A 19,218-nucleotide genomic window follows, 5' to 3' on the forward strand; every position below is an offset into this window, starting at 1 on the left:
AGTTATTTCAATGCAAATCATCAGCATGCGTCATGACGGGTACCGAGCGACACACATGGGAGCCAGAAGATGAGGGACCGCAGGGAGACAGACGTCGTCGAGCTGGCACAAGAACACGCGGAGCTGCTGCCCGAGCGCATGACCCTGGCGGTGGTCGAGATAAACCGCACCGAGTTCGACCCCATCTTCTACCCGGTCGGCTCGCCGGGCAGCAACAACGCCCAGATCGATAATCATCCGGAGCCACAGACTGCCTACAGCGACGGAGCGTTCATCAAGACCATCGCCAACAGCTGGAACCGCATCGAGCAGTGGTGAGCTCCGGGCCGATTCTGCTCCTCGCGCCGGTCTCCCTGGCCGGGTAACCGACCACGTTCCCCCGGGGTTGCCAAGGGCACCGTGAATCCGCGACCACCGGCCGGCCGAATATCCTTCGGTCGGCCGGAAATCATGCCCTCACCTCAGTCAGATCGATCCGAGAAAGCCAGCCGAAGTTTCGACTGACGCTGGGCACGACCGCACCGTGACACACCCTGTGCAGGTGCTGGCCACCAGGTTGAGCGGTGGCTAGCGTTCCCACCGCCTGAATATCCGAGGCAACTCAGATCGGTGGGAAACAAGGATGAACGATATCACGGGCAACTGCGCCGACGAGCTGAATGGAGAACTGTTCTTGGAATGGGCGGAACTACTGCCCGAGCGAACGACTCTCGCCGCGGTCGAGGTCGGTCGGAAGGAGTTTGACCCAACCTTCTTCCCGGTCGGATCCCCCTGGTCGAAAATGGCACAGATCGACGCTCATGCGGAGCCGCAGGTCGCCGGTGGATTCCTGCCCATTCTCATCACACTGGTACCGAGCATCAACATCATCTAGAGATAACACCGACCGCTTTACCGCTTTACGGCTACGACCGACAGATACACCGCCGGATTCCTCCGGGGGTGGTCACCCGGCCGGCCGGCTTCCCGCCAGTTCATGACAATGAGGATGGGACGCAGATGACCGAGTCCACCCGGTCGTCCACCCGGCCGACAACGATGCCGCCGGCACCTTCCGAATCGGACCGGGCGCCCGGACTCACCGGCGTCGCCAGCCTCGCCGGCGTCAGCGACATCGCCGGCGTCGCCAGCCTCGCCGATCCGACGGGCGTTCCTGGGCCGGCCGAGGTACCCGCCAGACCGAGCCGGGCCGACGGCCTGGCGCTACTCGGCGAGTTCACCGGGTCGGGCCTGGACCGGCCCGTCTTCCTGGCCCGCCGCGCCGACGGTCAGGTCGTCGCGCTCACCGAACTGCTCGCGCACATCCTCGAGGCGGCAGACGGCGCCCGCGACGTCGCCGCGATTGCCGACCGGGTCACGGGGGTCTGCGCCCGCCGGGTGAGTGGCGCCGACGTCGCGTACCTCGTGGTGGATCGGCTCATGCCACTCGGCCTGATCGCCAGCGAGAACGGTGTCCCTCCGGCACCCCGGGCGAAGGCGCTGTTCACACTCGCCGCCCGGCACACCCTGCTACCCGCGCCGGCCGTGCACCGAGTCAGCCGAGTGTTCGCGATGTTGTTCCGGCCAGCGGCCGTGGCCCTGCTGGTGGCCACCGACGTGTGGATATTCGGCCGGCACAGCGTCCGGGACAGCGCGGCGGAGGTGCTCGCGACCCCGGCGCTGATCCTGGTGGTGGTCGGCCTGGCCCTCGTCGGCGCACTGTTCCACGAATGCGGGCACGCCGCGGCTTGCCACTACGGCGGTGCCCGCCCGGGAGTCATCGGTTTCGGCATGTACCTGGTGTGGCCGGCCTTCTTCACCGACGTCACCGACTTCTACCGGCTGAGCCGGCTCGGCCGGCTGCGCACCGACCTCGGCGGCATCTACTTCAACGGACTGTTCGTTCTGCTGCTCGCCGGGGCTCTCGCGCTCACCCACGCCGGTGTGCTGGTGACCGCCGTCGTCCTCGTCCACCTGGATGCCATGCGCCAGCTTGCGCCCTTCGTCCGGCTGGACGGCTACTACATTGTCAGCGACCTGGCCAGGGTACCGGACCTGTTCAACCGGATGGGGCCGACGCTGCGCGCGACGCTGCCACGGCGGCGCAACCGCCTCCCGCGCGGGCGGCATGCCCGATCGGCGGGACGGGCCCGGCCGGACGGGCTGACCCCGCCGGACAACGGGAGCCGACCGGACAACCGGAGCCAACCGGACGGGCTGACCCGGTCGGCCCGGATCGTGGTGACCGCCTGGGCGCTGCTCGCGGCACCGCTGATCCTGGTGAACCTGGTCGTGTGATCCTGGTGAACCTGGTCGTGCTCATGGTCTCGGTTCCGTTCGTGCTTACCCGGACGACCCGGGCCATGTGGGACTATCTCGGGCTGGCGGGCCGGGCGACCCGTGACGGGAAGCTGGTCACCGCATTCGCGGAGGTCGTCTCCGCGCTGCTGGTCTCGCTGCCGGCCGTCGGGATGCTGTTCGTGCTGTTCCTGCTCGCCCGGGGCGTGCTGCGGGCGGTCCGGGCGCACCGGGAAGGCGGCCGACGCGGGTAGCGGGTAATGGCCTCCCGCCGGCCGACTCGCCGCACCTCACGCCCATGCGACTACTTTCCGAAACTTACTCTTACTCTGAGCAATCAAAGGAGGATCGAACGCACAGGGAGAACCAGTGACGGGTCAGCAACAGGAAAGACGGCACGGCAACAAGCAGGGAACGGCGGTCGCCGCGGTCACGACTGCGCTGCTGCTGTTGCCGGCCACCGCCCGCGGTGCGGCGCCCCCAGGACAACCGGCCGGCACGCCTACCGAGGCATCCGCCCAGCACACGCAGGCTCCCGACGGCATCCCCTGGGCCTGGGGATTCAACGGCTTCGGCCAGCTCGGCAACGGCACCACCACCGGCGCCTCGACGCCGGTCCAGGTCAGCGGCCTGAACGATGTCGTCGCCATCGCCGACGGCAGCAACTCCGGGTACGCGTTGCGCTGCGACGGGACCGTCCAGGCCTGGGGGGACAACAGCTTCGGCCAGCTCGGTGACGGAACCACCACCGACCGCCCCACCCCCGTCCAGATCACCGGTCTCAACGATGTCACCGCCCTCGCCGGCGATGTGCTCTCGGGATATGCGCTGCGCAGGGATGGCACCATCCGGGCCTGGGGCTTCAACGGCAGCGGCCAGCTCGGCGACGGCACCACCACCGACAGCCCCACCCCTGTCCAGGTCAGCGGCCTGAACCACGTCACCGCCATCGCTGCCGGCGACTACATCGGCTACGCCCTGGCCGGTCGTGACTATGACGGGGTCGTGACCATGACGGGGACGGCCGGGAATCGCCCCCCACCCAATCAGACGGCGGTGGGCCGGTAGAGGCGGGCGTAGGCACCGCCGTCGGCGAGCAGCTCGCTGTGCGTGCCGTCCTCGACGACCCGGCCGTGGTCCATCACGTAGATGCGGTCGGCGTCAATCACCGTGGACAGCCGGTGCGCGATCACCAGGCACGTCCGCCCCACCGCGAGCCGGTCGAGGGCGGTGCGCACGGCGGCCTCGGAGAGGGTGTCCAGCGCCGAGGTCGCCTCGTCCAGCACCAGCACCCGTGGTGACTGCAGCAGGACCCGGGCGATGGCCAACCGCTGCCGCTCACCACCGGACAACCGGTAGCCCCGTGCGCCGACCCGGGTCGCCAGGCCCTCGGGCAGCCGGTCGAGCAGGGCGGAGAGGCTGGCGGCCGCCAAGGCGGCACGCAGCTCGTCGTCAGTCGCGTCCAACCGGCCGTAACGGAGGTTCGCCGCGATCGTGTCATGGAACAAGTGCGGGTCCTGAGGGACGACGCCGATCATCGTGTGCAGACGATCCGGCGGGATGTCGTCGAGGGGAACCCCGCCGAGACGGATGCCGCCGCGCCGCGGCCGGTGCACGCCGCTGGCCAGATAAGCGATGGTCGTCTTGCCGGCCCCGCTGGCCCCGACAACCGCCGCCGTCGTCCCCGCGGCGACTTTCAGGGTCACCCCGCGCAGGTTCCACGTCGGGTTGCCGTCCGGCCAGTCGCCGTCCGGCCGGTCCTCGGCCGTGGCGAGATCGTAGGAGAACCATACGTCGTCGAACGCCAGGTCGAGTCCCCGGCCGGCATCGAGTCCCCGGCGAGCGGCGGCCGGCGCCGGTTCCGTCCCGGACCACGGTGCGCGGGGGACGGTCAGCGCGGGGGCCCGGGCCCCTTCGAACCTCAGGCGTACCTCGTCCTGCGGGACGTCAAGCAGGGCGAAGATCCGCCGGAAGGACGCGCCCGCGCCCGCGAGCTCCGCACGCAGGTTGACAGCGGACGACAGCGGTCCGAAGGCCACCAGCAACGCGCCGCCCAAGGCGGCGACCGTCCCGAGCGTGGTACGACCGCTGGAGACCAGCCAGGCCCCCAGCGCCAGCACCGCCGTCATCGTCGCGATGACCCCGAGGTTGACCAGGAACCGGACCCACGACATCAGCCGGGCCTGATCCTCGGCGGCGGCGAACAGCTCGGCGCCCGCCGCGTCGAACCGGGTCTGCTCGTAGTCGACCCGGTCGAACAGCCGCACGTGCAGCGCCCCGGAGACTGACGAGGTGTCGGCGACCTGAACCATGAGCAGACCGTCGAGCTCCCGCTGGCGGGTGGACAGCGCGGCGAGCCGCCGCCGGCCCGAGCGGACGATCAGCAGCGTGGCCGGCGCGAAGACCATCACCGCCAGGCTCAGACGCCAGTCCAGCACGAAGACGACGATCGAGCCGACGACGATGTCCGCGATCCTGCAGATCACCGCCTGCACAGTGGCGGAGATCGCGTTCTGGGCGTTCAGGATGTCGGTGGACATCACCGTCATCAGCTCCCCCTGCTGGCTGCGGGGAAAGAAGGCGAAGGGCAGGCGCTGCAGGTGAGCGTTCACCGTCTGACGGATCCGCACGGAGACAACGCCGCCGAGCCGAGCGATGAGCGCCATGCGCGCCGAGAGCACGCTCGACTCGAACACCAGCACCGCGCACAGCAGCAGGACGGGGACGACGAGGTCGCACACCTGGCCGGTGGGCAACGACGTGTCGATGAGATGGCGCAGGACGAACGGCCCGGCGGCGACGGCGGCCGAACCGAGAACGGACAGCCCGACGAGAACCGCGACGACCCGGCCCTGGTCGGCGAAGAATCGGACGCTACACCGCGCCTCGGGCGCGCCGGTCAACCGCGCGAGCGCACGCGCATGCAGGCGGATCACCCACGACGGGACGGTCGTCTCCGGCAGGAAGGCCGTCTCCGACGGGACGGGCAGCGGCTCACGAATCACGCCGCCGAGGCTATGCCGACGCGCGCCGGGGCGGCGGACCTCCCGCCTGCTGCTGTCCCCCGCGGAGCACGACCCCACCGCCCCACCGCCCTGACGCGAGTCGGGGCGGTGGGGCATCAGGGACAGACCGACGGCGGTGGCGGAAACCGAAGGGTCGGCCGGGAGAAACCGGGGCCGGGATCCGGGAATCACCCGGGATCGTCAACGATTCCCGGACACGGGTCGTTGGACACGCTCCTCCTCCAGACGCCTGCCTTCCACCGCGCCGGCGCCGAAGCCGGGAATCGCCAGGCCCTCCAGAGAGGCGGGCGGTCGGGAAACGCCCCGCAGCCGGAACCCCATGGCAATCTTGGTCAGCCCGACCGCCAGGGCCGTGAGGCCCACCCACAGGGCCAGCAGCGGCAGCGAGACCCGCTGGGAACCCACCACCCAGAACGCCGCCCCGATCTCCAACGCACCGACGATCAGCGGCATCCACCACTGGGCCGGGGTGGGCCGGCCCTCCGCCGCGGTGGCGTACTGCCCGGCCGCGGCCTGCTGCTCGGTCCGTCGGGCGACGAACGAGTTGACGACGTCGTAGAGACCCTTGGTCAAAAAGAACCAGGCCGCGATCCGGCCCACCGCCTTGACCGTGGGATCCGGCCAGACCAGCGCCACCACCCCGCCGGCCACGAACAGCACCGCGAGCAGCGCATGGGACCAGCGCCAGTCCCGGGCCGTCGCCGCCGCCGCCAGCAGCTCACTCACCGCGCCGAGGAGCAGGACGATCCCGAGAAGCACGGCGATCGACCGCACCGTGGTCAGATCGAACTGCGGAATGGCCAGCGCGAACAGGGTAAAAGCTGCTCCAACGGCGAGAAAACCAAACCAGGGCACATCTGTGGATCTTTCATGTGTACGACGATCTGAGGCAGTTATGTCGCTCACGATCCTATTCTCCCATCGTCGGTCACCGATACAAGGACCATTGCCGTCAGCTGGCGCTCGACATCACAGGTCAACAAGCTGATGCCCGCCACCCGGCGAACCACGCTTATCCGCTGGACATCATTCCGAACCGACGACGACGCCATATCGCCCGCGGCGCTACTCACCTCCTCCCAGCAGGTGGGTGCCGCGCTGGGGCGGGAGGCAGACCCACCGCTGCCGCCGCCACCACACGACAAGATCACCCACGGGCGGCTGCGGCACCGAACGTCATGGATCGATGACGTAGGCGTAGTGAGAGGTAAGACTTAGGGTAGGCTTTCCTTACTTGTACATTGGCTGGGTGACCCATGCAGGCCCGTCCCTCTCAGGCTCGACTGTGTTCCTCGCCCGCCACCTTGAACGGCACGGTGACCGCACGGCCGTTGTCACGGCTGAGGGCCGACTGTCCTACCGCGAGCTGGCGGCACGCGTCGACGCCGCCGCCGGTCGGCTCGGCGCCGGGCGGCGGCTGGTACTCCTCGCGGCGGTCAACACGATCGACGTCCTCGTCCTGTACCTGGCGGCGCTGTCCGCCGGACACGCGGTCCTGCTGGTGCCGGGTGACAACGCCGCGTCGACCGACGCCCTGATCACGTCCTATGACCCCGACGTGGTGATCCGCCCCGCCGACACGCGGACGCGGATCCGCGTCGAGCAGCGGCGTGACGGCTCGAAGCACGACCTCCATCCGGACCTCGCGCTGCTGCTGAGCACGTCGGGCTCGACGGGCTCACCGAAACTGGTCCGGCTGTCGTACACGAACCTGCAGGCCAATGCCGAGTCGATCGTCGAGTGCCTCGGCCTTCGCCCCGGCGACCGCGCCGCGACGACCCTGCCCCTGTACTACTGCTACGGGCTGTCGGTCGTGCACAGTCACCTCCTGTGCGGGGCCGGTCTGATCCTGACGTCCCTGTCCGTCGTGGACGCCTGCTTCTGGGACCTCTTCCGGGACGGGCAGGGCACCTCGCTGGCTGGCGTCCCCTACACGTTCGATCTGCTCGACAGGATCGGTTTCGACGCGATGTCGCTGCCGCACCTGCGCTACGTCACGCAGGCCGGCGGTCGACTGGCGCCGGACCGGGTGGCCCGCTACGCCGAGCTCGGACGACGCAACGGCTGGGACTTCGTCGTGATGTATGGCCAGACCGAGGCCACGGCGCGGATGGCCTACCTGCCGCCGCACCTCGCGCCGACCCAGCCCCACACCATCGGAGTCCCGGTCCCGGGCGGGTCGTTCCGGCTCGAGCCGCTGGCCGACAGCACCGACAGCACCGGGGATCTGGGGCAGCTCGTCTATTCCGGGCCCAACGTCATGATGGGCTACGCGCGGACGGCCTCGGACCTCGCGCTCGGTCCGACGCTCGACGAGTTGCGCACCGGGGACGTCGCACGCCGCACCGACGACGGCCTGTACGAGATCGTGGGACGGCAGACCAGATTCGCCAAGGTCTTCGGGATCCGGATCGACCTGCAACACGTGGAGGACACCCTCGCCGGCCAGGGGCTCAGCGCCTGCTGCGTGACCGGCGACGACGCCGTCGACGTGATGATCGAGGGCGACCGGGACGCACCTTCGGTCCGCCAGCTGGTCGCGCGGGCCTGCCGGCTGCCGGAGAACACCGTCCGCGTCCACCGCCTGGCCGCCCTGCCCCGCCTGGCCACCGGCAAACCGGACCTGGTTGCGCTGCAGGAGATCGCCCGCGACGCGCGACCGGCGCGCACGACCGCGCCCACCGGACGGGACGTGCCGTCGGACGGAACAGCCGACGTACGTCGGCTGTTCGCCGAGCTGCTTCACCGCGACGATGTCACCGACGACAGCACCTTCGTGAGCCTGGGCGGCGACTCGCTGTCCTACGTGGAACTGTCACTGCGGCTGGAGGACGCCCTCGGACACCTGCCCGCCGGCTGGCACACCATGGCCGTGCGGGACCTGAAGCCGGCCACGCGACCAAAGCGCAGAGCTGGCGGCTCTGGCGGCTCGATCGAGACCAGCCTGCTGCTCCGCGCGGTCGCGATCGTGCTGATCGTCGGGACGCACGCCAACACCTTCGACACCGTCGGCGGCATCCTCGGGGGCGCCCATCTCCTCATCGCCGTCGCCGGCTACAACTTCGCCCGTTTCCACCTGACCGCGGCGCCGCGGCGCGACCGGGTCCGCGGGCTGCTCCGCAGCATCGCGTACCTCGCGGTGCCGAGCATCGTCTTCATCACCGTACTCGTGCTCGTCATGGACGAACACGGACCCGCCAACATCGTGCTGCTCAACAGCGTGTTCGGGCCGGGCCGCGCGGGCCCGCCCTGGGAGTTCTGGTTCATCGAAGCCCTGGTCCAGATCCTGCTGGTCCTCGCGGCCCTGCTCGGCGTGCCGGCGTTCGACCGCTGGCAGCGGCGCCGCCCGTGGGCCGTCGCCGCCAGTGTCCTCGCCGCCGGTCTGCTCACCCGCTTCGACGTCGTGGCCCTACCGCCGGGACCACGCCACACCCAGACGTCGGTGGCGGTGCTCTGGCTGTTCGCACTGGGATGGGCCACCGCCGCCGCGACCACGGTATGGCAGCGGCTGGTCCTCACGGCGGCGGCGGCGCTCACCATCCCCGGGTTCTTCGCTGACGCACGCCGGGAGCATGTGGTGCTCGGCGGCGTGCTCCTGCTGGCCTGGACCACGAGCGTCCGCTGCCCACGCCCGCTACGCCGGCTGGCGGGCCTGCTGGCCGGCAGCTCGCTCTACATCTACCTGACCCACTGGCAGGTGTTCCCCCTTCTGCAGGACGACCATCCGGTCCTGGCGCTGCTGGCCTCGCTCACCGTCGGCGTCGCCGCGTGGAAGGTCTCGTTCCATGCCATGGGCCTTCTCGGCCGGCTCACGGCAGGCGTGCCAATCCCGCTCGGCGCCAGGCGTCTGCTCCGCGGTTCGCCCGCCAGCGCCCCCGGCTTATGCCACTCGTCACATTCCACGGCGCTAAGGTAAGTATGAGTTAACTTCTAGACCGATTAGAGGTTCGAGGTCGGTCGGACGTGTCTGTCCAGGTGAAGTGTTCAGGTGGAGGAGTCCGATGGGTTCGATAGGAAGAACCTTGGTCGTGCTGGTGACGGCCACCTGCCTGGCCGGCCTGGCCGGCCTGTCAGCGTGCGGCTCGGGGGACGACGGGAAGACGATCACGCTCTACAACGCGCAGCACCAGGACCTGATGCGGGTGATGGTGGACGCGTTCACCAAGCAGACCGGCATCAAGGTCGAGCTGCGTCGCGGCGGCGACCCCGAGCTGGCGAACCAGATCGTCCAGGAAGGCGACAGCTCGCCGGCGGACGTCTTCGTCACCGAGAACTCGCCGGCCATGACGCTGGTCGACCGCGCCGGCGGCTTCAGCAAACTGGACCGGGCCACCCTGGGCCAGGTGCCTGACCAGTACGTCCCGAGCACCGGCAACTGGGTCGGTTTCGCGGCCCGGTCGACGGTGTTCATCTACAACCGCGGGCAGGTCGCCAAGAACGAGCTGCCTGCGTCGATCATGGACCTGGCGGGACCGGCATGGAAGGGGAAGGTCGGTGTCGCGGCGGCCGGAGCGGACTTCCAGGCCATCGTCAGCGCCGTACTCGCGGTGAAGGGCGAGAGCGCCACCGCCGAGTGGCTCGCCGGGCTGAAACGCAACGCGAAGATCTACGCCAACAACATCGCCGCGCTGCGCGCCGTGAACGCGGGCGAGGTCCCCGCCGCCGTGATCTATCATTACTACTGGTACCAGGACCAGGCGGAGTCGGGCAAGGACAGTAAGAACGTCGACCTGCACTTCTTCGGCCACCGGGACCCGGGCGCGTTCGTCAGCGTCTCCGGCGCCGGCGTCCTCGCGGCCAGCGACCAGCAGGCCGAGGCACAGCAGCTGGTCACCTTCCTCACCAGCGACGCCGGGCAGAAGGCGCTGGTCGACAGCGGTGCCCTGGAGTACGCCGTGTCCGACGCGGTCCCCACGAACCCTGCGCTGAAGCCGCTGTCGACACTCGATCCGCCCGACATCGACATCTCGACCCTGAACGGACCAAAGGTCGTCGAACTGATGCAGCGGGCGGGCCTGCTCTGAACGGTCAGCCCACGACGGCGGGATGGTGGGTGCGCACCAGCCCGGCGTACCCGCGCCCGCTGCTGCTGGCCTGCGTGCTCGTCGCGCTGCTCGCGGCCGTCCCGCTGTTCTTCGTCGTCGGGTACACGGTCAGCGTAGGCTGGTCGGAGGCTTGGCGGCTGCTGATCCGGCCCAGGGTCGGCGAGCTGCTGGCCAACACCACCAAGCTCGTGACCGGCGGGATGGTGGCCAGTGCCGTCCTGGGCACGGCCGCCGCCTGGCTGGTGGAACGGACGACCCTGCCGGGACGACGGGTCTGGCACGTGCTACTCGCCGCTCCGCTGGCACTGCCCGCGTTTGTCGTCAGCTACGGCTGGGTCTCGCTGACCGCGGGCGTCGAGGGATACCCGGGCACCCTGCTGATCGTGACACTCGCCTACTACCCGCTGGTCTACCTCCCCGTCGGCGCGACCCTGCGGGGGCTGGACCCGGCGCTGGAGGAATCCGCCAGGTCACTCGGGCTCGGCCCGTGGCGGACGTTCGCCAGGGTCGTGCTCCCGCAGCTGCGCCCGGCCGTCCTCGGCGGGTCGCTGCTGGTCGGCCTGCACCTGCTCGCCGAGTTCGGCGCCCTGCAGATGCTGCGGTTCTCCACCTTCACCACGGCCATCTACGACCAGTACCTCTCGTCGTTCAACGGCCCGGCGGCGAACATGCTCGCCGGCGTCCTGGCGCTGTACTGTGCGGTCCTGGTCGGCGCCGAGCTGAGCCTGCGCGGCCGGCACCGCTACGCCCGGCTCGGGCCCGGAGCCAGCCGCACCGCGCAACCCGCCCGGCTCGGGCGGCTCACCGCCCCCGCCGTCGCCGGGCTCGGCGCGGTCGTGGTCCTGGCGCTCGGCGTGCCGCTGGTGAGCCTCGTCCGCTGGCTGCTGGTAGGTGCCTCCGCCGCCTTCCCCGTCGGCGAACTGGCCGCCGCTGCCGCGACCGCGGCCGGGCTCGGCCTCGTCGGCGCGCTGTGCACCGTCCTGTTGGCGCTTCCGGTGGCGTGGCTCGCGGTACGCCATCCGGGCCGGATCGGGACACTGCTTGAACGCAGCACCTACACGGCCAACGCGCTGCCGGGCATCGTGGTGGCGCTCGCTCTCGTCACGGTCTCGCTGCACATCCTGCCGGCCGTGTACCAGACCACCACCCTCCTGATTGCCGCCTACGCGATCATGTTCCTGCCGCGGGCCACGGTGGCGGTACGGGGCGCGATCGCGCAGGCGCCACCCGTCCTGGACGACGTCGCGCATGCCCTGGGCCTGCGCCCGGCGCAGGCCTGGCGGCGGGTCACCCTGCCGCTGATCGCCCCCGGCGTCGGCGCCGGCGCCATCCTGGTGTTCCTCGCCGTGGTCACCGAACTCACCGCGACCCTGCTGCTGTCACCCACCGGCACCGAAACCCTGGCGACCGAGTTCTGGAGCAACGTCCGCGACGTCGACTACGGCGCGGCCGCCCCCTACGCGGGGTTGATGGTGCTGCTGTCGGCCCCGGCGGCCTTCCTGCTCACCCGTTCCGTCAGGAGAAGCACGTGACAGCGCTGACCGTCAGCCAGGTCACCAAGCGGTTCGGCGCCACGACAGCCCTCGCCGGGATCGATCTACGAGTGCCCGAGGACAGTGTGACGGCCGTACTCGGGCCGTCGGGCTGCGGCAAGACCACCCTGCTACGGCTGGTGGCGGGATTCGGCGACCCGGACGGCGGGACGATCGACTTCGGCGCCGAACGGGTGTTCAGCCCCGGTCGCAGCGTTCCCGCCCAGCGGCGGCGGGTCGGGTACGTCCCGCAGGAAGGTGCCCTGTTCCCGCATGTGGACGTCGCGGCCAACATCGGGTTCGGCCTGCCCCGCGCCGAACGCCGATCCGCCGGGCGTGCCGCCGAGCTGCTCGACCTCGTCGGGCTGGACGCGAGCCTGGCCTGCCGGTTCCCCCATCAGCTCTCCGGCGGCCAGCAGCAGCGCGTGGCGCTGGCGCGGGCCCTGGCCCCGCGGCCGTCCCTGGTGCTGCTCGACGAGCCGTTCTCCTCCCTGGACGCGGGGCTCCGCCTGAACACCGCCCGCGCCGTCGTCGAAGCGCTGCGCGCCAACCGGACCACCGCGCTGCTCGTCACGCACGACCAGAACGAGGCGCTGTCACTGGCCGACCAGATCGCTGTCATGGCCGCCGGCCGCATCGCCCAGACCGGCACGCCCCCGGGCGTCTACGCCTCACCCGACAACCCGACCGTCGCGGCCTTCGTCGGCGCCGCCGTGTTCGTGCCCGCCGTCGTCACCGGGCTCACCGCCTCCTGCGACCTTGGTGAACTCGCCGTCCGGCCCGGGTCTCCCCAGGGCGAGGCGCGCCTGCTCGTCCGGCCGGAACAGATCAGGCTCCTCGCCGCGGCAGACGGCGACGAGAACAAGAACCAGAACGAAGACCGAAACGAAGACCGGAACGGGGAGCGGGACAAGGACCGGAACGGGGTGGTCGGCCGGGTCACCGAGGTGCGGTACTTCGGCCACGACGCCACCGTCCAGCTCCGGCTCGACCGGTCCGGCCGCACCGTGACGGCGAGGGTGCCAGGGCACCAGCTCCCCGAACCCGGCACCCACGTGCGGCTGTCGATCACCGAGCCCGTCACGGCCTTCCCACCCCACTGACGCCAGGCGGGTCACAGCGCCAGGCAGGTCACAGCGCCAGGCGGGTTTGCGGGCCTCAATCAGAAACCGCGTCGTCCAGGTGACGAATGGGCTTTCGGCGCGGATCTGGTCGTGCAGTGACCGCAGGCGCGCGTGGTACCGCTCGACGCTGAACTCGGGAACGGTCCAGATCACCTTCTGCAGGAAGTAGATAACCGCGCCGACGTCGAGGAACTCGGTCCGCAGGGACTCCATCCGCAGGTCGACGATCTCCAGGCCGACGGCTTCGGCCCCGGCGCGGGCGGTGTCGGGGTGACGGGTACGGGGCGCCGAGGCCGGCAGCGGTCCCAGGAAGTACTCGCTCACCTCGAGCATGCTCGACGGCCCGACCTGCTGGGAGAAGTAGCGACCACCCGGCCGCAGCACCCGGCCGATCTCCGCCCAGCAGGTCACCACCGGGTGACGGCTCACCACCAGGTCGAACGTCGCATCGGCGAAGGGCAACGACCTGTCGTCGGCGGCCACGACGGCCACGCCGCGGGGACCCAGCCGCGCGGCGGCCCGCGCGATGTTCGGCGCCCAGGACTCCGTGGCCACCGTGCGCCCGGCCAGCCGCGGCAGTCCGGCGAGAACCTCCCCACCGCCGGTCTGAACGTCCAGGCCCACGGCGGCCCGACCCATCCGCTCGCCCATCAGCCGGGCGTAGCCCCAGGACGGACGCTGCTCGGTGGCCCGCCCGTCCAACCAGGAGAAGTCCCAGCCGTCCACCGGCACCGACGCCGCCTCAGCAACAAGATCGTCGAATTGGCGCGCCATAGGCCGACCATGGCAGCACATCCACGCGGTCGCGAGCGAATTTCCTGCGCCGCCTCGCGGCCACGGTCCGGACGGTTCCAGGGCAGATGCCGGTAAATCTGGGGGAGGTAGTAACGCTCCGCGGGTCGAAAAGCGTGACTACCTCCCCCAAAGTCGTCGGGGGTCGGCGGGGTGTCCGAGGCCGCGGCCATGGCCGGCTACGCGCACGACGCGCTCGGCGTACCGGCGGAGAAGATCCTGCTGGAGACCTCGGCGCGGAACACCTGGCAGAACATCAAGCTCACCCTGCCCTTCCTCGAGACGGCGGACACCGTGGCGATCGCGTCCGATCCGCTGCACGCGGCGCGGGCCCGCCGCTACCTGTGGAAACTACGCCCGGATCTCGCGGCCCGACTGGTTCCCGCCGACGACTACCGGTTCCTGGATTACTGGTGGCTGAAGCTCCCGAGGGCCGCCAACGAGCTCGGCCGGGCACTCCGCTGAGCCACGGGTAAGCCACGGGTGCCGACGCAGGGATCACTCGCCCGCCACGCCCCGCCAGAGCTTGGCCGCACGGATGAACAACGCGCCGAGCTCGCTCAGGTCAGCGAGCGTAGCTCCCGTTCACCTTGTCGCTGTCACGTTCCGTGTCGTCACGTTCCAGGACGGCCAGCCTGGAACCTCATCTGCACGTGAGGTCAAGGTGCTGTGAACAGGACACAGGCGGAATCGGACCTCGGCACACGAGGCCGTGATCTCGACGCGACCGGGCGGGCGCCGGGGGGTAGATATCGACGGATCGTTACGAACCGGACATGACGCCGCAGCCCATCTTCGGCACGCTGGGCCGCACTGACCGTTCCGGGAACAGGTGACGAGGAAGCGGATGACCACGTTTTACGAGATCCTGGGCAGGGAGGCCTCGATCGCCGGGGTGGTGGCCACCTTCTACGATCGCATCCTGACCGATCCGGAGCTGGCGCCCTATTTCGCCAACACCGACCTGGCCAGGCTCCGCACCCACCAGGTCGCGTTCCTCGTCGCCGTGACCGGAGGCCCGAAGGCCTACGAGAGTCGTGATCTCGCGGCCGCCCATGCGGGCCTCGCCGTCACCGACGCCGCCTTCGACCGGATCGCCGGGCACCTCATTGCGGCTCTCACCGACGCCGGCCTCAGCGCCGGCACGGTCGCGGCGGTCACGAGCGCCCTGCTACCGCTACGCAGGTCGATCGTCACCGCCTGACCGTCACGTCACCGAACGACGACAGGTCCGCCGGTTGATTCGTACAGTCAGACTTATGACGTCGCCCACGCCTATGACGTCGCCGGCGGGAACCGCCCGGATCGACACCTGGATCTGGTGCGTGCGCCTGGTCAAGACGCGATCGCAGGCGACCGCCGCCTGCCGCGCCGGCCATGTCCGCCTCAACGGCGAGCGGGTCAAGCCGGCCCATCCGGTGCGGGCCGGGGACGAGATCCGGGTGCGCCAACCCGGGCACGAACAGGTCGTCGTCGTCACCCGGATCCTGCACAGGCGGGTCGGCGCGCCCGTTGCCGCGGAGTGCTTCGTCGACCACAGCCCGCCGGTCGCGCGCGAGGTGCCGCCGGTGGTGGCCGTGCGCGATCGGGGCGCCGGGCGGCCGACGAAGCGCGACCGGCGGGCGCTGGAACGCCTGCGCGACCAGCCCCGCTGGCCGGACGCATGGTAGCGGCACTGCTACTGGGAGCCCAGTAGCGGCGCCCGGTCAGGCGAAGCCTCGGTCGAGAGAGTCCGCAATCGCCCACACACCATGACCATCCTCAGGAACCTCGCCCTGGGATTACTAACCCTGGACCACCCACCATGGGATTACTTCGCATCAACGGTATGAAGAAAATGAAGAAAGCGACCGAGTACATTGCCGGTGACCGGGACCGAGCCCTGCCGCTACGTGCCGCGTAGCGTTACCCGCACCTGCAGAATCCGATCGTGATGTTGATCTTCCTGGACGACACGGCCGGATCGCATCCCGCCGCACCGACCGGCTCGAACTAGAGTCAGGACCATGGGGCGAGCATCATCCGGGTTGGCTCGGCGGAATTCGCGATGAGCTAGCGTGAGCAACCGGGCGTGGACATCCTGGACCATTCGGCGGGGCAGCCCGCCCGTAATGGGCCTCCGGTCCGGTTCAGCATTGTGATGCCGACATACAACCGCTGGGACGTGGTATTGTAGAGTATTGTGGGATTCAGGCACCTCGATATGCTGTGGCCCTGCGAACTGATCGTTGTCGTCGACGGTTCCACGGATGGCACCGAGAAGGCTCTCCGGGCCGTCTCCCTGCCGTTCTCCAAGCGTATCCTGTAGCAGGAGAACGCGGGCGCGGCTGCGGCGAGAAACCGTGGCGCCGCGAGCGCGCTCGGCGAGTTCATCCTCTTCCTCGACGACGACATGGCGGCGGACCGGCGGCTCCTCGTCGAGCATGAAAAGCTTCTCGCCGACGGCGCCGACGCCGTGGTCGGCCACATCCCGATGCACCCCGCCTCGCCGCCCACGGTGCTCACCTACGGAGTCGACCGGTGGGCCCGGGCGCGCCGCCGGCGGCTGCTGCGGTCGGACGGACGGCTGACCGTCGCGGACCTGCGGGCAGGTGTCGATGCGGGCGTCGACCTTCGTCAGGCTCGGCGGTTTCGACACGAGTTTTACCGCCGGCGGCAGCTTCGGCGGTGAGGACACCGACTTCCTCTACCGGCTGCTGCAGAGCGGTGCGCAGGTTCGATTCGCCGCCGACGCCGTCGCCTACCAGCGTTACGTCGTTTCGCCCGAGGCGCACCTGAGGCAGTGGACGCAGGCCGGGCAGGCCGATGCCGCGCTTGCCCGAAAACATCCGGGTCTCGGTGACCTGCTCTTTGCCCAGCATGGCGGGAAGACGGTCAAAGGAATCCTCGCCAGGGCCGCGGCGGCGGCACCCTGGGCGTCCCGCGCCCCGGCGGGTCTCGTGCTCGGAAGGGTCAGCGCCGGGAAGGTGGACCGGCCCACCAGATGGATGTTCCTGGGACTGCGGGACTGCTCCTACTGGCGGGGAGCCCGCCAGCGCGGCGGCCTCCTGCACGCACCGGACGTGGGCCTGCGGGTCCTCGCCTATCATGCGATAGAGGACGTGTCGGATCCCCTGCTGAGCAGGTATGCGGCCCCTCCGCCGCAGTTCCGGGCCCAGCTGACAGCCCTGCTGGACGCCGGCTTCACCTTTGTCGGGGCCGATGAGCTCCTGCGTCATCTCGACGGCCGGCCCGCCCGGCATCAGTCCCTGGTCCTCACCTTCGACGACGCCTATGCGAGTCTGTTCGAGCATGCCGTGCCCGTCCTTCGGGAACTTGGTATTCCCGCGACGGTTTTCGTGGTCACGAAAGAGATCGGCGGTTGGAACAGGTGGGATGCGGTGAACGGCGCCGCCAAGCTGCCGCTCCTCGACGCGAGCCGGCTGCGCGCCCTTCACCGGGAAGGCTGGGCAGTGGCGGCGCACTCCCGCACTCACCGGAGTTGACGAGGATGAGCAGGGCCGGCCTGTGGGACGAGCTTTCCGCGGCGCGCAGCGACTTCGCGGCCATCGGGCTGCCGAGGCCACGCCTGTTCGCCTATCCCTACGGGGAACATGACGCGCGTGCGCATGATGGTGAAGAAAGCGGGATACGACGCGGCGTTCACGCTGCTGACTCGGCGTGCCTTCCCGACAGCTCAGGACCGCTATGCCCTGCCCAGGATCGAGGTGGGGCGCCAGACCCGCGTTGATGCGCTCGTCGAGACGGCACGCAGACCGCAGGTTTACCGACGCCCCGACCTCGAGCGGGAACTGGGTGGAGCATTGCGTCGAGTTATCCCGGCCCAACGGACGATCCGCGGACGCGCCGGGGATCACGAGGCAGAAGATCACGAGGCGAGGAGCGCCGGATGAACCCGCACGGGAATCGGGAGTCCCCAACCGGTCCGGCCGCGACCGACGAGGGTACCTGCTGCTGTCACTCGAAGTGTCGGCCGAGGGCGTCGTGCGCTCGGCCGTGCCGCCGCGCGACCATCAGCGACGTGCGCGGGTCCTCGTCCTGCTGCACGGTGAGCCGCTCGGCTATGCCGCGGCCGCCAGGACGGCCACCGGCATCGACGTCGATGAGCTGCTCGGCAGGGTCTGGTCGGAGTTCGGCGGGCGCATGAACGATCACTTGGTCAGCGAGGGTCTCCGCCCGCTCGAGCGCCTCGAGGCCCGCACCAGGCCTGCCGCAGCCACCGAGGCCTGCCCAAACAAGGTTCAATCCACAGATCTCGATTCCACGGATCTCGTCTCCGTCGTCGTCCCCACCAGAGACCGCAGTGAGATCCTGGCCAACTGCCTGCGTCGACTCACGGAGATCACCTATCCGGCCGTCGAGTTCCTCATCGTGGACAATGCACCGTCGAGCGACGCCACGAAGCGGGTCGTCGACTCGTTTGCGGCCACCGACGAACGATTCCGCCATGTCCCCGAACCACACCCGGGTCTCTCCCGCGCCCGCAACCGCGGGCTCGCGCTGGCGCGGGGGGTTTCCGGCGCCAGCGGGACGTTGCGTACGTCACGGGACTCGTCTGCACGGCGAGCATCGCGAACGCGGCCGAAACCTACTTCGACGCCCGGGCGTCGTACTGGTCCACCCGCTGCGAGCCGGTGCTTTTCGACCTCGCCGACAACAAGCGGCACGGTCCGCTGTACCCCTACATAGGTTTCGTCGGCACCGGCGCGAATTTCGGGTTCGACGCCGCCTTCCTGCGGGACCTCGGCGGCTGCGACGAGACGTTGGGACCGGGCACCAGGAGCCGGGACGGCGAGGACCTCGACCTCTTCGTGCGCAGGCTGCGGGCCGGCCGAGCGATCGCCTACGAACCAGCCGCCTTCGTCTGGCATCACCACCGCGCCGACGACGCGGCGCTGCTCGCCCAGATGTTCAGCTACGGCTCCGGTTTCACGGCCTTCCTGGCCAAGCTGCTTCTCCAGCGGTCGACCCGGGGTGAGGTGGTACGTCGCATCCCACGAGGCCTGCGTGGGATGGCCCGCATCGGCCATGCGACGAGCCAGCGGCTCGACGGGCGGGTCCAGGCCCCGAAGGGTGCCCTGCTGCGGGAGTTCACCGGCTACACCGCCGGACCATTGCTCTACGCCCAGGAGCGGCGAGCAGCCGCCAAGCAGTGAGACAGAAGACAACAAGGAAGGCGGTGACGTGGTGCAACGAGGAGGTCTCATGGCGCCGAATACGGAGGTCGAGATAGAGAAACTCCCACCGGAATGGGCTCTCCGCTGCTACCGTCGATCACCACGAATGGTGCAGCAAAAGGCGCAGTAGATGGCATACTGGACGTTGCGGAACGCGCCGGGACACCGGGTTTCGTGGGGGAACATGAAACGGGTCAGGCCGTTCAGCGACCGCTACGGATGGGACCACGGGCTGCCGGTCGACC

At 69.8% G+C, this 19,218-nt stretch carries 18 protein-coding genes and 3 pseudogenes; 17 read left to right on the forward strand and 4 right to left on the reverse strand.

Annotation, left to right across the window (positions count from 1 at the left end; genetic code table 11):
* Positions 1–69 precede the first annotated feature (69 nt).
* The 5 genes from AC08OT_RS09990 to AC08OT_RS10010 all read left to right on the forward strand — a co-directional run bounded on the left by AC08OT_RS09990 (position 70) and on the right by AC08OT_RS10010 (position 3,345).
* Complete coding sequence (locus AC08OT_RS09990; RefSeq protein ID WP_476592601.1) at positions 70–318, forward strand: hypothetical protein; 249 nt, start codon at positions 70–72, stop codon at positions 316–318.
* Positions 319–622: 304 nt separating this feature from the next.
* Positions 623–874: a hypothetical protein gene (locus AC08OT_RS09995; protein WP_476592600.1), complete on the forward strand. Its 252-nt coding sequence runs from the start codon at positions 623–625 to the stop codon at positions 872–874.
* A 125-nt stretch (positions 875–999) separates the two neighbouring features.
* A complete protein-coding gene (locus tag AC08OT_RS10000) occupies positions 1,000–2,277 on the forward strand; it encodes a hypothetical protein (RefSeq protein ID WP_476592599.1) in 1,278 nt (425 codons plus the stop codon).
* Entirely contained in the window at positions 2,274–2,531 is a 258-nt protein-coding gene (locus tag AC08OT_RS10005) for a hypothetical protein (RefSeq protein ID WP_476592598.1), read from the forward strand. Before AC08OT_RS10000 ends, AC08OT_RS10005 begins: the two co-directional genes overlap by 4 nt.
* Before the next feature lie 115 nt (positions 2,532–2,646).
* Positions 2,647–3,345 carry an RCC1 domain-containing protein gene (locus AC08OT_RS10010; protein WP_476592597.1) on the forward strand — a complete coding sequence of 233 codons (699 nt, stop codon included), beginning with the start codon at positions 2,647–2,649 and terminating at the stop codon, positions 3,343–3,345.
* Here the strand turns inward: AC08OT_RS10010 and AC08OT_RS10015 are convergent.
* Complete coding sequence (locus tag AC08OT_RS10015; protein WP_476602750.1) at positions 3,324–5,282, reverse strand: ABC transporter ATP-binding protein; 1,959 nt, start codon at positions 5,280–5,282, stop codon at positions 3,324–3,326. The two genes, AC08OT_RS10010 and AC08OT_RS10015, sit on opposite strands and share 22 nt — an antisense overlap.
* Positions 5,283–5,483: 201 nt before the next feature.
* A complete protein-coding gene (locus AC08OT_RS10020) occupies positions 5,484–6,158 on the reverse strand; it encodes a DUF308 domain-containing protein (protein ID WP_476592595.1) in 675 nt (224 codons plus the stop codon).
* A gap of 394 nt (positions 6,159–6,552) precedes the next feature.
* Between AC08OT_RS10020 and AC08OT_RS10025 the strand changes: the two genes are divergently transcribed.
* The 4 genes from AC08OT_RS10025 to AC08OT_RS10040 all read left to right on the forward strand — a co-directional run bounded on the left by AC08OT_RS10025 (position 6,553) and on the right by AC08OT_RS10040 (position 12,983).
* Positions 6,553–9,219, forward strand: a complete 2,667-nt coding sequence (locus tag AC08OT_RS10025) for an AMP-binding protein (protein WP_476592594.1) — start codon at positions 6,553–6,555, stop codon at positions 9,217–9,219.
* 85 nt (positions 9,220–9,304) lie between these two features.
* A complete protein-coding gene (locus AC08OT_RS10030; protein WP_476592593.1) occupies positions 9,305–10,327 on the forward strand; it encodes an iron ABC transporter substrate-binding protein in 1,023 nt (340 codons plus the stop codon).
* A gap of 29 nt (positions 10,328–10,356) precedes the next feature.
* Positions 10,357–11,880 carry an ABC transporter permease gene (locus tag AC08OT_RS10035; RefSeq protein WP_476592592.1) on the forward strand — a complete coding sequence of 508 codons (1,524 nt, stop codon included), beginning with the start codon at positions 10,357–10,359 and terminating at the stop codon, positions 11,878–11,880.
* A gap of 86 nt (positions 11,881–11,966) precedes the next feature.
* On the forward strand, positions 11,967–12,983 hold the full coding sequence (locus AC08OT_RS10040) for an ABC transporter ATP-binding protein (RefSeq protein ID WP_476602751.1): 1,017 nt from the start codon (positions 11,967–11,969) through the stop codon (positions 12,981–12,983).
* Between the two features lie 390 nt (positions 12,984–13,373).
* Here the strand turns inward: AC08OT_RS10040 and AC08OT_RS10045 are convergent.
* Positions 13,374–13,799 (reverse strand): annotated as a pseudogene (locus tag AC08OT_RS10045) (class I SAM-dependent methyltransferase); the annotation flags it as partial.
* Positions 13,800–13,946: 147 nt separating this feature from the next.
* Between AC08OT_RS10045 and AC08OT_RS10050 the strand changes: the two are divergent.
* From AC08OT_RS10050 to AC08OT_RS10075, 6 genes and pseudogenes are all read left to right on the forward strand, one after another.
* Positions 13,947–14,261 (forward strand): annotated as a pseudogene (locus AC08OT_RS10050) (YdcF family protein); the annotation flags it as partial.
* A gap of 382 nt (positions 14,262–14,643) precedes the next feature.
* The gene (locus AC08OT_RS10055) at positions 14,644–15,000 is read left to right on the forward strand and encodes a group I truncated hemoglobin (protein WP_476592590.1); all 357 of its coding nucleotides are present in this window, start codon (positions 14,644–14,646) and stop codon (positions 14,998–15,000) included.
* A gap of 55 nt (positions 15,001–15,055) precedes the next feature.
* Entirely contained in the window at positions 15,056–15,466 is a 411-nt protein-coding gene (locus tag AC08OT_RS10060; protein ID WP_476592589.1) for an RNA-binding S4 domain-containing protein, read from the forward strand.
* A gap of 653 nt (positions 15,467–16,119) precedes the next feature.
* Positions 16,120–16,467 (forward strand): annotated as a pseudogene (locus AC08OT_RS10065) (glycosyltransferase); the annotation flags it as partial.
* Positions 16,394–17,281, forward strand: a complete 888-nt coding sequence (locus tag AC08OT_RS10070) for a polysaccharide deacetylase family protein (RefSeq protein WP_476592588.1) — start codon at positions 16,394–16,396, stop codon at positions 17,279–17,281. The pseudogene AC08OT_RS10065 and the gene AC08OT_RS10070, both read left to right, overlap by 74 nt.
* 117 nt (positions 17,282–17,398) lie before the next feature.
* Entirely contained in the window at positions 17,399–17,689 is a 291-nt protein-coding gene (locus tag AC08OT_RS10075) for a hypothetical protein (protein WP_476596922.1), read from the forward strand.
* Between the two features lie 64 nt (positions 17,690–17,753).
* Here AC08OT_RS10075 and AC08OT_RS10080 read toward each other — a convergent pair whose 3' ends face one another.
* Positions 17,754–18,041 carry a hypothetical protein gene (locus AC08OT_RS10080; RefSeq protein WP_476592603.1) on the reverse strand — a complete coding sequence of 96 codons (288 nt, stop codon included), beginning with the start codon at positions 18,039–18,041 and terminating at the stop codon, positions 17,754–17,756.
* Here AC08OT_RS10080 and AC08OT_RS10085 point away from each other — a divergent pair.
* Both AC08OT_RS10085 and AC08OT_RS10090 read left to right on the forward strand, forming a co-directional pair.
* A complete protein-coding gene (locus AC08OT_RS10085; RefSeq protein ID WP_476592602.1) occupies positions 17,940–18,485 on the forward strand; it encodes a glycosyltransferase family 2 protein in 546 nt (181 codons plus the stop codon). The two genes, AC08OT_RS10080 and AC08OT_RS10085, sit on opposite strands and share 102 nt — an antisense overlap.
* The gene (locus tag AC08OT_RS10090) at positions 18,431–18,952 is read left to right on the forward strand and encodes a glycosyltransferase family 2 protein (RefSeq protein ID WP_476592586.1); all 522 of its coding nucleotides are present in this window, start codon (positions 18,431–18,433) and stop codon (positions 18,950–18,952) included. The genes AC08OT_RS10085 and AC08OT_RS10090 overlap by 55 nt, the downstream gene beginning before the upstream one ends.
* The last annotated feature ends 266 nt before the right edge of the window (positions 18,953–19,218 follow it).

The organism is Frankia sp. CgJB1 (genome assembly GCF_977947065.1).